The sequence below is a fragment of the Shewanella gelidimarina genome (assembly GCF_023283945.1).
Taxonomy (GTDB): Bacteria; Pseudomonadota; Gammaproteobacteria; order Enterobacterales; family Shewanellaceae; genus Shewanella; species Shewanella gelidimarina.
This window is the reverse complement of the sequence record NZ_JAKIKW010000023.1, coordinates 76632-91052: the sequence shown is the minus strand read 5'-3', so window position 1 is coordinate 91052 and position 14421 is coordinate 76632. Positions and strand designations below refer to the sequence as shown.

Genomic DNA, 14421 nt, shown 5'->3' with positions numbered 1-14421 from the left:
TTTTGATTGCCTCCTAAGAGGCAATTTCGAATAACTCAACACCTGTGAGTGCCCACACAGATTTGCTTGTCATATTGTTAAAGAGCGTGACACCATCTTTCATGTGTCGCCGAAGACGCTAGGTCGTTGGCTTGAGGAGGCGTATTCTACACTCTCCAGTGTCAGCGTCAAGTGCTTATTTTAAGAAGTTTTTCGAGTGGTGATTTCTTAATCAGAAGTCAAACCCGAAGCTCTTAAAGCGCTTGTCACCTGAATCAAATCTCCGAAGAGTTTTAACTCTCTAACACCGCTGCAAGTCCCGTACTACCTAAGTAGTTGGCCTGCTGTGCCGTGTCAGTGGGTGCGAATTATAGGGAATTCCTCAGCAAGCGCAAGTGCTTTTTTAAGAAAAAACGTCCTTTTTTCAATGTTTTTACTTAACCACACTTTAGCCACGACTTACCCTCAGAGTTATCCACAGATCTTAGCTTAAGCGTCTGTTTTACATACAACACCGTGAATTTAATTTGGATCTAAACTCAAGTGATACATAGATAAATATGCTATTTAGTGTATCTGTGTCTACCTGCCACATTCAATCGCAATATAAACACTATATTGTCGTGGCTTTAGCAAATGTGAGCACATTGGGTAATGGCACTCGTAAAACCTTAAAAAAATGACAATAAAAAAGGGTGACTTCTCAGTCACCCTTTTAATTATTTCATGAAACGAGTGCTTTTAGCTCAATTTACCGTGGCACTGCTTATACTTCTTACCTGAACCACAAGGGCAAGGATCATTTCGACCCACTTTCTCGCCGTCACGCACTTGCGGCTGTGTAGCCACTAGTGCTGCACTTTCTTCTGCACCGACTAAAGCTTCAGCTTCTGCGTGCTGATAGTCACGACGGATCTTTGCATCTTCTTGACGACGACGCTCTTCCATCTCTTCAACATCGGACTGCGCTTGTACCTGTACTTTAGACAAGACACTGATCACGTCATGTTTAAGTGATTCGAGCATTTGTTGGAATAATTCAAATGACTCACGCTTATACTCTTGCTTAGGATTCTTTTGTGCGTATCCGCGCAAGTGGATACCTTGACGTAGATGATCCATGGCAGAAAGGTGTTCTTTCCATAGTCCATCTAAGGTTTGTAACATGACTGCTTTTTCAAATTGACGCAGTACTGACTCACCGACCATCTCTTCTTTTGCTTTGTATGCGTTAATCCATGTTTCAACAATACGTTCGCGTAATGTCTCTTCATGCAGTTCATCTTCTTTATCTAACCACTCTTGAACAGGCAAGCTCATTGAATACTCTTGCTGCAAGCGTTGCTCTAAACCTGGTACATCCCATAACTCTTCTACTGATTGAGGCGGAATGTATTGATCCATTAACTCTTGAATGACGTCAGTTTGAATATTGGTAATAGTGTCTTTAATGCTTTCAGCATCCATTAGCTCATTACGCTGAGCATAGACAACCTGACGTTGATCATTAGCAACATCATCAAACTCTAGCAATTGCTTACGAATATCAAAGTTACGGGCTTCTACTTTACGCTGTGCGTTTTCAATAGCACGAGATACCCATGGGTGCTCAATGGCCTCACCTTCTTCCATACCCAGCTTCTTCATCATTGAAGAAACACGGTCAGAAGCAAAGATACGCATCAAGCTATCTTCCATAGATAGATAGAAACGAGATGAACCTGCATCACCTTGACGACCAGAACGGCCACGTAGCTGATTATCGATACGGCGAGATTCGTGACGTTCTGTCCCTAGAATATGTAAACCACCGGCATCAACAACTTCATCATGACGAATTTGCCAATCTGCTTTGATGGTAACTCTCTGCTCGCTAGTCGGATTCGCAATGGCGTCAATTTCCATATTCCAGTTACCGCCTAACACGATATCGGTACCACGACCGGCCATGTTAGTCGCAACGGTTACGGCGCCAAGACGCCCAGCTTGAGCCACAATGTCAGCTTCACGTTCATGAAACTTAGCGTTCAAGATCTCATGTGGGATCTTTTGCTTCTTCAATAAACTGTGCAGTAATTCTGATTGCTCAATGGATACCGTACCTACCAACACTGGTTGCCCACGCTCACGGCAGCCAATAATGTCTTTAACAATAGCGGCATACTTTTCATCAGCTGTAAGGTAAACCAAATCTGGATTATCAATACGTACCATAGGACGGTTAGTTGGGACGACTACTGTATCGAGTCCATAAATATGTTGGAATTCGAATGCTTCTGTATCGGCTGTACCCGTCATACCGGCTAGTTTTTTATATTGACGGAAGAAGTTCTGGAAAGTAATGGATGCTAAAGTTTGGTTTTCATTTTGAATATGAACACCCTCTTTAGCTTCTACTGCTTGATGTAAACCTTCAGACCAACGACGGCCTGGCATAGTACGGCCAGTATGTTCATCAACAATAATGACTTCATTGTCTTGAACAATGTAATCAACATCTTTTTCAAATAAGGTATGAGCACGTAGCGCTGCAGTCACATGGTGCAGTAACGAGATGTTAGCGGCAGAATATAATGAGTCGCCTTCAGCTAACATGCCACGCTCAGTCAACAAGACTTCGACCTTTTCTTGGCCGCGTTCTGTCATATGAACTTGTTTGGCTTTTTCATCAATAGAGTAATCACCTTCACCAATCTCATCTTCAGTGTCTTCTTTTTCTTGCTGAATGAGGTTTGGAATAAGGGTGTTAATCTTGGTGTAAAGCTCTGAGCTATCTTCAGCTGCACCGGAAATAATAAGCGGTGTACGCGCTTCATCGATTAGGATTGAATCGACTTCATCGATAAGGGCGTAATGCAAGGGACGCTGCACTCGCTCTGCTGGCGAGAAAGCCATGTTGTCACGAAGATAATCAAAGCCGAACTCGTTATTAGTTCCGTAGGTAATGTCAGCGTCGTAGGCAGCTTTCTTCTCTACCTGACCAAGACCCGCAACATTAATACCAACAGTTAAACCAAGAAACTCAAAAAGAGGACGGTTATTGTCGGCATCACGTCCAGCTAGATAATCGTTCACGGTAATGACGTGAACACCTTTGCCCGTTAAACCATTGAGGTATGCTGGCAAGGTTGCTGTTAACGTTTTACCTTCACCGGTACGCATCTCTGCAATACGGTTACTGTCTAGGATCATGCCACCAATCATCTGCACATCGAAATGACGCATTTCGAATACACGCTTTGATGCTTCACGGACAGTAGCGAACGCTTCAGGTAAAACAGAATCTAATGTTTCACCTGCATTGAGTCGTTCACGAAAAAGGGTTGTTTTTGCTTTTAAATCTTCATCGGATAACTGCGCGTACTCTTCCTCAAAACCATTAATTTTATTAACGACTTTTCCGAAAACTTTAAGTGTACGATCGTTGCGACTACCAAATACTTTTGTCAGTAATTTACCAAACATCTGAACCACTTCTATGTTGTTGGCCAAGTCCCTTTAAGAGCCTGAAAGCCTAATTTAGATTAACCTGCCTTGCGGTAGACATATTTTTGCGGATCGATCTGCTGTCCACCGCGTAACACTTCATAGTGCACATGAGGCCCGGTTGAGCGCCCAGTACTTCCCATAACAGCGATTTTATCGCCCTTCGCGACCACGTCGCCTACAGTTACTGACAAAGCTTTATTGTGACCATAACGAGTTCGTAGACCATTACCATGATCAATTTCAACGAGCTCACCATAACCAAACATCTTGTCCGCCCACATAACAACACCACCTGCAGTAGCGATTACATCGACGCCCTCTTCTCCAGCAAAGTCGATGCCTTTATGCATCGTTCGTTTACCGTTAAAAGGATCATTTCGTAAACCATAGGACGAGGATAACCACCCTTTTTCAATTGGTCGCCCAGATATAAAACGTTCTCTATCTATATGGTGATTAGATGCTACCGTTTCAAGTAGTGAGAGCTGAACATTATTATTATCCATTCGTGATACCAGCGCATCCATATCGGCAATGAGCTGATCGAGTTCGATGTTAGTACCTAATTCACTGATACCACCAACACCGACTTCTGAAGAGAAATCAAATTGATCTTCTAATTGATTGTTTAAAGCAACCTGCTGACCCAACGCTTCTAAACGACTGAGCTTAGCTTGCATACGCGCAACGTGGGTGACCAACATCGACAATTGAGTTTCAGTTGCACTCTTTAAAGAGTTCAACTCGCTTTTTTGCCCTTCACGAGCTAAGCGTTCATTATCAGTATTAGTCTGTTGCTGTATAAGCTGTTTGGCATTGTGTTGATAAAGACCTGTACCTGCTGCAATGAGCAAGATAGGTAGAAGCAACCAACGCTTTCCCGGTTGCCAGCGTGTGGCACCGTTTCGACCTTGAATAAAAACTGTTACACTCATAGCCTAATTAAGCCATTTTATTATCATATGAAAAAGCCCCCACAAGATCTCAGTCAATTACTGCATCAGCAAGGGAACATGCCCAACTTAGCTGAAAAAGCAGAACTGCTATTACACTTAGATCACTACGTAAAAAAAGTGCTAACTGGCCCAGTGATAGAGCAGCTAAAAGTTGCCAATCTACGCCAAGGTATCTTGGTGATTGAAACAACGACGGCTGCTTGGGCTGCAAGAATTAACTTCCAAAAACCCAAGATACTGCAAATGCTGCAAGCCGAAACGCTACCCATGCTTACCGCTATCGAGGTCAAAGTCAACCCAAGCTTGTTAATGTATGCAACAAAACCCAAACTAGCTCACAACCACATAAGTGAAAATGCGGCGGCTCACATTGAAGCTTTAGCTGAACATGCCGAAGGCACTCTGGCGGTAAAACTAAAACGGCTGGCTGCATTAGCCAGCCGTCCAAAGCGATCTTAATTCATAATTAAGCGAACACGGCACCCGAAGGTACTGAGAAGCTTACTGGGGCGTCAGCTTCTTTTTCGAAACTAACGATTTCCCAGGCGTCTTGCTGGGCAAGCATTGCACGCACTAACTGGTTGTTTAGGGCATGTCCTGTCTTGTATGCACAGAACTCACCAACTATTGCGTGACCCGCTACATACAGGTCACCAAATGCATCAAGAATTTTGTGCTTAACGAACTCATCCTCATAACGCAGGCCATCGGGGTTGAGAACTCGATATTCGTCAAGTACAACAGCGTTTTCCATACTGCCACCAAGCGCTAGGTTATTAGCCCTTAAATATTCAATGTCTCGCATAAAACCAAAGGTTCTCGCTCGACTGATATCTTTAATGAAAGCAGATGATGAAAAATCCATTACCATGTGTTGCTGACTGCGGGCTATTTCTGGGTGATCAAAATCAATCTCGAAATCAACTCTAAAACCTTTAAACGGTTTTAGCTCTGCCCACTTATCGCCATCTTCAACACGAATAGGTTTGGTGATCTTGATGTATTTCTTAGCTGCGGCTTGTTCTTGAATACCTACCGATTGCAGCAGGAATACAAAAGGACTCGCACTACCATCCATAATGGGGATTTCAGGCGCATCAACTTCAATGATAGCGTTATCAATACCCAAGCCGGCTAATGCTGCAAAAAGATGCTCAATTGTCGATATACGGACACCATCGTCATTAACCAATGCTGTACACATTGTTGTTTCGCGAACTTGATCGGCTACAGCTGGAATTTCAACTGCAGGCGACAGATCCGTACGAACAAGAATAATGCCGGTATTGACTGGTGCGGGTTTAACGATCAAAGTCACCTTGTTGCCGGAATGCAATCCAACACCAGTAGTTTTAACTATTTCTTTGACTGTTCTTTGAAAAATCATGTATTTACCCGTTTATTCGCTCAACAAAAAAGCACACCCTGCACACTAATTAACCGTGTATGGCGTTGCTGGACGCATATCTTAGCATATCTTAGCGAGTTCACCAAAAATGACCCCGCTTTAAGACAATACATTAGTATTACCTCACATTACTTAACACGCTATTAACATTGATTTTAATCTGCTTGCTTACGCAAAAATGCAGGAATGTCTAAGTAATCAAGGTCGTTCTTTTTCTCTGCTACTGGTGCGACTGCTGGCTGAGTTACTGCCGCGGTATTACCGTGCGATAACGTAACCGAAATAGGATCTTCCGCAGCAAATGTTTCCGCTGGCACAATAGGTTCTGGACGCGAAACAGGCTTAGTGACTAACTGGATATCCGCCTTTTTCTCAGCACCGATACCTGTAGCGACAACCGTTACACGTAATTCATCTGACATCTCAGGGTCGATGACTGCACCCACGACAACAGTGGCATTATCTGAAGCATAAGCTTTTACATGGTTACCCACGGTTTCAAACTCTTCAATGCTCATATCCATACCAGCCGTGATATTAACCAGTACGCCACGTGCACCCGCTAGATCGATATCTTCTAGCAATGGGCTTGCGACTGCAGCTTCAGCAGCTTCTTCTGCACGATCTTCACCACTTGCAACGCCGGTACCCATCATGGCGTTACCCATTTCTGACATAACCGTTTTCACATCGGCGAAATCGACGTTAATCAGACCTGGACGAGTAATCAACTCAGCGATACCTTGAACAGCGCCAAGCAGTACATTGTTAGCCGCTGCAAAAGCATCAAGTAAAGAGGTACCACGACCAAGCACTTTAAGTAGTTTCTCGTTTGGAATAGTGATCAACGAGTCCACATTCTTAGCAAGTTGCTCAATACCTTGTTCAGCGTAGGTCATACGCTTTTTCCCTTCAAATGGGAAAGGTTTAGTGACAACGGCTACCGTTAAGATCCCCTCTTCACGAGCGACCTCAGCAACCACTGGCGCAGCACCTGTACCAGTACCACCACCCATACCCGCTGCAATAAAGATCATGTCAGATCCCTTAATTGCATTACGAATACTTTCTCTATCTTCTTCAGCTGCTAAACGACCTATTTCAGGGTTAGCGCCAGCGCCTAGACCCTTGGTTACATCGCGGCCTAGTTGAATAGTGGTGCCTGCAGATGACTTACGTAATGCTTGCGCATCCGTATTAGTCGCTACGAATTCAACACCTTCAATATTGTGCTTAACCATATGCTCGATAGCATTACCGCCACCGCCACCAACACCGATGACCTTAATCACCGCTTCATCTGTATGACTATCCATGATCTCAAACATGGTGTTTTCTCCGTTTGCCTGCGTTGCTAAATTAAAATTCGCCTTTAAACCAACTTTGGACCCGATTCCAAAGACTGGTTACCCCTTGTCGCTCAGGACGCTCGAACTGACGTTCAATCACTCTGCGCGCTCCATAATGAAGCAACCCGACTCCAGTAGAGTAAATAGGCTGATCCACGTATTCATATAATCCTTTTACTGGCAACGGTTGTGCCATTCGAACTGGCATACCAAATGTTGCTTCGGCAATATCAACCGCCCCTTCTATCGAAGCTGTTCCGCCAGTAATAACGATGCCCGCTGCAACTTGATCTTCAAGTCCACAATCGCGCAATTGCTTTAATATCAATTCAAATAGTTCTTGGTATCTTGGCTCTACTACTTCAGCAAGTGTATGGCGCGACATACTACGTGATGGTCGCCCACCCACTGAAGGGACTTCGATACTGTCTTCACGACTGACCATAGAGCTACGCGCACTCGCATGTTGCACTTTGATCTGCTCTGCATGCGATAATGGCGTTCTAAAAATTTTGGCGATGTCGTTAGTCACTTGGTTACCCGCTACTGGTACCACAGCGCAATGACGCAATGCTCCATTGGTATAAACCGCGATATCTGTAGTACCACCACCGATATCAACCAAACAAACACCAAGATCTTTTTCGTCGTCAGTCAACACTGAGTCTGCTGAAGCGATGGCAGAAAACACTAAGTCATCGACTTTAAGTCCGCAACGTTCAACACTCTTAGTAATATTCTTTGCCATATCATTCGCACACGTAACGATATGCACTTTGGCTTCCATACGCATGCCTGACATGCCTATAGGGCTCTTAATTCCATCTTGGACGTCGATAGCATATTCTTGCGGTAACACGTGCAAAATACGTCTTTCCGTCGGGATTTTGACTGAGCGTGCCGTATGGATAACGTTATCGACATCTTCTTGCGTCACTTCTTCATCGTTAATCGACACCATGCCATTTTCATTCTGGCATTCGATATGCTTGCCTGAAATGCTCAGGTAAACAGAAGAGACTTGGCAATCTGCCATTAATTCCGCTTGATCAAGTGCTCGTTGCACACTGCGTACAATAGAATCGAGATCGTTTACACCGCCTTTATCCATGCCGCGCGACGGATGGTTGCCTAGGCCGACAATACTGATCTCGCCATCAGGCAATACTTCGCCAATGATCACAGCAACTTTCGAAGTCCCTATGTCCAAAGCAACGATCAGATTTCTATCTAGATTCTTAGTCATTAATTAACGGCTCTCTGTTTGTGCATCATCCCAATCTACGGCCAATCCAGTGTCGTAGCGCAAATCCACCACCCCTACCTTTTTATCTTGCGCTGCAAGCTTGGGGTAGACATGAATAAATCGTTGTATCCTTGCCATACTATCTTCACGGCCAAGCTCAAGCTTGATACCGTTGTTTAATTCTGCATGCCATGCATGCCTTGCACTTAAGCTCAAACTCTGCAAAATAAATCCGTTTATGGTTAACAACTCTCCCAGCTGCTGGTAAGTTGTTAACACTGATTTACCTTGATTCTCTGGTCCAGTAAGCGACGGTAAATTCGGTATTCCCTCCTTCACTGGCGCGTCAAATACATCACCATAGGTATTGAGCCAAGCATCGCCGTTCCATTGGGCTACCGGTGTCTGTTCGACTAAATACACTTTTAACTTTGCTGGCCACTCTCGCCTAACCGATGCTCGATAAACCCATGGCAGATCTTCCAATGCTTGTTGCACTTCATTTATGTCTGCAGAGAAAAAACTTCTCTGCATTAAATCTTGTAGCGCCACTTGAATCTCTTTATCTGCGGTATAACGTCGCTCGCCTTTAATCGCAACAGCTTCTATCGGCAACGCATCAGCATCATTCAATACCGCACTGAGTTTAAAGGCCGCAGCTGAAAGCCCGATTAAAACACACAATAAAAACACTAACCCAAAGCATAAATACCAGTCCGCTTTTAACAGCAAAATCCGAACACGTTGGCCTTTATCGCTCCAAGACATCCTCACGTCCTCTTTTGAAGTCGCGAAGACAGAAAACCGGCCATTATATAGACCTTATTCCGATCGTCAAAATTTACAGCGTAACTCACTGAATATCTTTCTAAGTTACCCATTTTTATCTTCAGCATGTTTTGAGTCAAACCCCAAATTTGACTCTGCCAAATTTCGCGATAACAAGCCAATGTTACCCGCCCCTTGAGTGAGAAGCAGATCACCGTGTTGAAGTAGTTCCGGCAACACGGTTTGCAGCTGCTCGGCACTGGCAACAAAAACAGGTTCGAGTTGACCTCTAACACGAATAGAGCGACATAATGCCCGACTATCGGCTCCCGGTATAGGCGCTTCGCCAGCGGCATAAACATCAAGCAATAACAAGCAATCAACTTGAGACAGTACTTCAACAAAATCTTCGTAAAGATCGCGAGTGCGGCTGTAACGGTGCGGCTGATAGATCATCACCAATCTTCGTTCAGGCCATCCCTGTCTAGCCGCTTTAATCGTGGCTGCTACTTCACTAGGATGATGACCGTAATCATCAACCAGTTTGATCTCACCTTTACGAGTTTCAAAATCTCCAACTTGCTGGAAACGGCGGCCAATCCCCTGGAACTCAGCCAGTGCCTTAATGATTGCTTCGTCTTCAATGTCGTCTTCACTTGCTACCGCAATTGCCGCTAATGCATTTAGCACATTGTGCTCACCCGGCAAGTTGACCGACAATTGCAGATCTTCTACCCCATTACGCTTAACGGTAAATTGACTGCTATAACCGGTTTGCGAGAAGTTGGTGGCTTGTACATCAGCCTCTTCACTAAAACCATAAGTGACTATTTTTCTGCTAAAGCGTGGCAATAACTCACGCACAATAGGGTCATCGATACAAACAACTGCGACACCATAAAAGGGAAGGTTATGAATAAAGTCGACAAATGTCGTCTTTAACTTCTCAATATCGCCGCCATAGGTATCCATATGGTCGGCTTCAATGTTGGTCACTACGCTGACCATGGGTTGCAGGTGTAAAAAGCTCGCATCGCTTTCATCAGCTTCAGCGATTAAATAACGACTATGGCCTAGACGAGCATTAGTGCCCGCACTATTCAACAAGCCACCGATGACAAACGTTGGATCGCGATCAGCCTCAGCATATACACTGGCGATTAAGCTCGTGGTAGTAGTTTTACCATGGGTTCCAGCTACCGCAACGCCATGACGATATCGCATCAACTCAGCGAGCATTTCAGCACGCTGTACTACTGGTATGCGCAATTCCTTGGCCGCAATGAGTTCTGGGTTATCTGCACTAATCGCGGTTGAAACCACCACAACGTCCACATCTTTAACTTGACTGGCATCGTGGCCAATATGAATAACCACACCTAACTGTGTTAGTCGCTGTGTAACCGCATTTTCAGCAATGTCCGAGCCACTTAACTTGTATCCCTCGTTAACAAGCACTTCCGCTATACCACCCATACCCGCACCACCTATTCCAACAAAATAGATATGCTTGACCCTACGCATTTCAGGGATCATGGTTCTTAGCTGCGAATACTTCTCTGCTTTGTTACTCATCTCAACCCTTTTCCGCTAATTTAATACAGACGTCGGCGACTCTTTTTGTTGCATCGAGTACTGCCACATCTCGGGCGCGCTCGCCCATCTTGCATAACTCTTTTCTATCTGATGCCAGCATCGACAGCTTGGTGATCAATTTACTGCTATCGACCACTGGTTGAGGTAGCAAAAACGCCGCTCCAGCCTCTACTAATACTTGGGCATTCTTAGTTTGGTGATCGTCCACCGCGTGCGGGTAAGGGACGAGCAAACTGGGTAGTCCAACTGCTGCTAATTCTGAAACGGTCAGTGCACCAGAGCGACAAACGACAACATCTGCCCAACGATATGCTGATTCCATATCATCGATAAACTCAGCCACTTTAACACTGCCATCTTGTCCTAAATGCTGGTATTCACTTTTCACCGACGCCAAATTATTGCGTCCGACTTGATGCCATACCGTCATAGAGTGGGTTTTACTCACTCCCTCAAGGACACTTGGCATCACATCATTAAATATTTTTGCACCTAGGCTACCGCCAACCACTAAGACTTTAAGTGCATCTTCTTCGCATGCAGTATCCCTATTGCCGCCAAGAGCGATGAGTTCTTTACGGATGGGATTACCCACGGTTTCAGCGGTGACATCGGTAAAGGTGTCAGGAAATGCGCATAACACTTCATTTGCCACCTTGGATAACAACTTATTGGTCATTCCAGGAATTGCATTTTGCTCATGTAATACCAAAGGAATGCCAGATAGCTTGGCGGCAACACCACCTGGACCACTGGCAAAGCCGCCCATGCCCATCACCACATCAGGCTTAAAGTCTTTTATCACTGAGCGAGCCTGCATAACCGAACGTAACACCTTAAAAGGCGCCGCTAACTTACGCAGTAAGCCATTACCTCTAACACCTTTGATATCAATAAAATCGATATCAAAACCATGTTGAGGGACCAATCTTGCTTCCATTCTGTCTGCCGTGCCTAACCAACGCACCTTCCAGCCTTGCTGACTGAGGTATTTCGCCACCGCGAGCGCCGGAAAGACATGGCCGCCAGTGCCACCTGCCATAATTAAAATGCGCTTCTCTGATGCTTGGTCAGTCATTAATTTACTCATTATTTTGGACCTCGCCCTTCTACGGCTTGGGTCACACTTAATCTTCTTTCGTAGTCAATTCGTATCAACATCATTGCCGCTGCGGTCATGACCCATAAACTACTACCGCCATAACTGATAAACGGCAAGGTTAATCCTTTGGTCGGTAACATACCGATACTCGCACCGACATTCACCACGGTTTGGAAGCAGATCCAGATGCCAATACCGTAGGCAAGGTAACCATCAAATGCTCGCTCAAGCGCAAGGCACATGTTGCCTAATTTTATTGCTCTCAACGCCACAAATAGCAGTACCGAAAGCACCACTATAATGCCAATAAATCCTAACTCTTCACCGATAACAGCAAAGATAAAATCGGTATGAGCCTCTGGTAAATACTCAAGCTTCTGAATACTGTTGCCTAGTCCCTGACCAAACCAGTCACCTCGGCCGTAGGCCATTAGCGACTGTGTTAACTGATAGCCGCTGCCAAATGGATCTTGCCAAGGGTCTAAAAAAGAGGTGACTCGGCGCATACGGTAAGGCTCTAATGCCACCAACGCCACGAACGCTAACACGCCGGTTAAAATCAACGCGAAAAAGTCCAGTAAACGTGCCCCCGCTAAAAACAACAGCCCTACAGTGCCCACAAACAACACCACCACGGTGCCGAGATCTGGCTGCATCAAAATAAGAAATGCATACACGGCAAATACGACAATCGGCTTATAAAACCCTTTGGCATTTTCTCTAATTTCTTGGTGGCGTCTAACCAAGTAGCCCGCCATATATATTGCAAAAACAAACTTGGCGATCTCAGCAACCTGTATCCGAATAGGACCGATGGATAACCATCGAGTTGCACCGTTTACCGTGGTACCAACAAAGAGCACAGCAACTAGCATGATGCCAACAATCAGCAGTAAAAACGGGCTGAAGTTCTGCCAATGCCGCATCTCTACTTGTAGGACAACACCAGCAATAACTATGCACCCCACTAAATAGGCGCTGTGACGCCAAACAAAGTGAAATGGATTGCCTGTTAAACTCTGCGCTTCAGGCATCGAAGCCGACATCACCATCACAAACCCAAAGCAAATCAATGATAATATCGCAAACAGTAATGCGCGATCATACAACTGCATTCCCGGCGCAGATCTATCGGTAAATAAGCTTGATAGCGACCATTTAAAACGGTGACTAAACAGACTTAACTGCTTTTCATTGCTAGGCATTTAACTTGCCAACTTCAGCACGAAAATCATCACCACGCGCCATAAAATTAGGGTACATATCTAAGCTGGCACATGCCGGTGACAGGATCACAATATCACCTGCTGTCGACTGTTCATTCGCCAAAGCAACCGCTTCTGCCATCGTATTTACGGCCAATGCGCCCTCTTTTAAAGCCGCAATTTTGCCACCATCTTGCCCAAGAGTAATTAAGATACTCACTTTTTCCAATGCCGTTGCAAGCGCCGAAAAATCAGCGCCTTTACCATCACCGCCAGCGATAAGAATTAATTCACCTAAATGTTCACTTAAACCCTCAATAGCTGCCACTGTGGCACCGACATTAGTGGCTTTAGAGTCATTGACGTAGGTGACGCCTGCAATATCAGCAACCACTTCACAACGATGTGTGAGTCCATTAAATTGCTGGGCGACTTCAACAAGGTATTGACGTTCGATACCCGCCGCAGTCGCCAAAGCCATTGCGGCGATGAGATTGGCATGGTTATGACTGCCGACTAAGGCTACATCGCGAATGGCCATTATCTGGCTACTGCCATGCACTATTTGTCCCTCGACGACTCCCCAAGCATCGACTTCAGGAGCATCTAACCCAAAACTGTTTTGGTTCATTGGACTGTTCGGCAAAGTGAGCAGATCTTCTCGGTTAAATAGCACACTCTTGCTTTGGTCATACAGATTCAACTTGGCTTGTCGATAAGACTCTAAATCACTATAACGGTCCATATGGTCTGCACTAATGTTCAAACAAGTCGCCGCGATACAATTAAGACTATGAGTTGTTTCAAGCTGGAAACTCGACAGTTCAAGCACATATAGCTCTTTTGGCTCGAGTAGTAGATCCAATACTGGAATACCGATATTGCCGCCCATCGCGTATGACAGTCCGGCTGCCGCAGCCATCTCACCCACTAAGGTGGTGACTGTCGATTTACCATTTGAACCTGTGATAGCAATGACACTTGCAGGGCTATTTGCTAACGCTCGAGCAAATAGCTCAACATCACCAATGACCTCAATACCCATATCAAATGCAGCGCGAACCTCTGGTGTTTCAACCGAAATACCTGGGCTTATCACTATCTGAGAAGCCTGAACTAAATAACGGCAATCAAATCCGCCAGCAATCAACTCTACGCTAGGATAGGCAGCAGCCAGCTTGTCAGCCCCTGGAGGTTTCATTCGACTGTCCATAACCAAGGGGGTTATCCCCTGCTCACACAGGTAGCGCACAACAGATAACCCTGTTGCACCTAACCCTAAAACGATGTGTGAATACTGCTGTGCCATGTTATACGTCCGTA

At 45.1% G+C, this 14421-nt stretch carries 11 protein-coding genes; 1 reads left to right on the top strand and 10 read right to left on the bottom strand.

The window, feature by feature from the left end:
- Window positions 1-720: 720 nt before the first annotated feature.
- Together secA and L2729_RS17590 are read right to left on the bottom strand one after the other, a co-directional pair.
- Entirely contained in the window at window positions 721-3444 is a 2724-nt protein-coding gene (secA, locus tag L2729_RS17595) for a preprotein translocase subunit SecA (RefSeq protein ID WP_248989435.1), read from the bottom strand.
- A gap of 59 nt (window positions 3445-3503) precedes the next feature.
- A complete protein-coding gene (locus L2729_RS17590) occupies window positions 3504-4403 on the bottom strand; it encodes a M23 family metallopeptidase (RefSeq protein WP_101089388.1) in 900 nt (299 codons plus the stop codon).
- 27 nt (window positions 4404-4430) lie between these two features.
- On the opposite strand from L2729_RS17590, the gene L2729_RS17585 reads away from it, so the two are divergent.
- The gene (locus tag L2729_RS17585; RefSeq protein ID WP_248989434.1) at window positions 4431-4883 is read left to right on the top strand and encodes a DUF721 domain-containing protein; all 453 of its coding nucleotides are present in this window, start codon (window positions 4431-4433) and stop codon (window positions 4881-4883) included.
- A 7-nt stretch (window positions 4884-4890) separates the two neighbouring features.
- On the opposite strand, the gene lpxC is transcribed toward L2729_RS17585, so the two are convergent.
- The 8 genes from lpxC to murD all read right to left on the bottom strand — a co-directional run bounded on the left by lpxC (window position 4891) and on the right by murD (window position 14407).
- The gene (lpxC, locus tag L2729_RS17580) at window positions 4891-5811 is read right to left on the bottom strand and encodes a UDP-3-O-acyl-N-acetylglucosamine deacetylase (RefSeq protein ID WP_101089386.1); all 921 of its coding nucleotides are present in this window, start codon (window positions 5809-5811) and stop codon (window positions 4891-4893) included.
- A gap of 176 nt (window positions 5812-5987) precedes the next feature.
- Window positions 5988-7160, bottom strand: coding sequence for a cell division protein FtsZ (gene ftsZ, locus L2729_RS17575; RefSeq protein WP_248989433.1), 1173 nt, complete (start codon window positions 7158-7160; stop codon window positions 5988-5990).
- A 31-nt stretch (window positions 7161-7191) separates the two neighbouring features.
- Window positions 7192-8427, bottom strand: a complete 1236-nt coding sequence (gene ftsA / locus L2729_RS17570; protein WP_248989432.1) for a cell division protein FtsA — start codon at window positions 8425-8427, stop codon at window positions 7192-7194.
- Between the two features lie 3 nt (window positions 8428-8430).
- Complete coding sequence (locus tag L2729_RS17565; RefSeq protein WP_248989431.1) at window positions 8431-9195, bottom strand: cell division protein FtsQ/DivIB; 765 nt, start codon at window positions 9193-9195, stop codon at window positions 8431-8433.
- Between the two features lie 105 nt (window positions 9196-9300).
- Entirely contained in the window at window positions 9301-10770 is a 1470-nt protein-coding gene (gene murC / locus L2729_RS17560; protein WP_248989430.1) for a UDP-N-acetylmuramate--L-alanine ligase, read from the bottom strand.
- A 1-nt stretch (window position 10771) separates the two neighbouring features.
- Window positions 10772-11869, bottom strand: a complete 1098-nt coding sequence (gene murG / locus L2729_RS17555; RefSeq protein ID WP_248989437.1) for an undecaprenyldiphospho-muramoylpentapeptide beta-N-acetylglucosaminyltransferase — start codon at window positions 11867-11869, stop codon at window positions 10772-10774.
- Window positions 11870-11880: 11 nt separating this feature from the next.
- Window positions 11881-13098, bottom strand: a complete 1218-nt coding sequence (gene ftsW, locus L2729_RS17550) for a cell division protein FtsW (RefSeq protein WP_248989429.1) — start codon at window positions 13096-13098, stop codon at window positions 11881-11883.
- On the bottom strand, window positions 13091-14407 hold the full coding sequence (gene murD, locus L2729_RS17545) for a UDP-N-acetylmuramoyl-L-alanine--D-glutamate ligase (protein ID WP_248989428.1): 1317 nt from the start codon (window positions 14405-14407) through the stop codon (window positions 13091-13093). The genes ftsW and murD overlap by 8 nt, the downstream gene beginning before the upstream one ends.
- Between the last annotated feature and the right edge of the window lie 14 nt (window positions 14408-14421).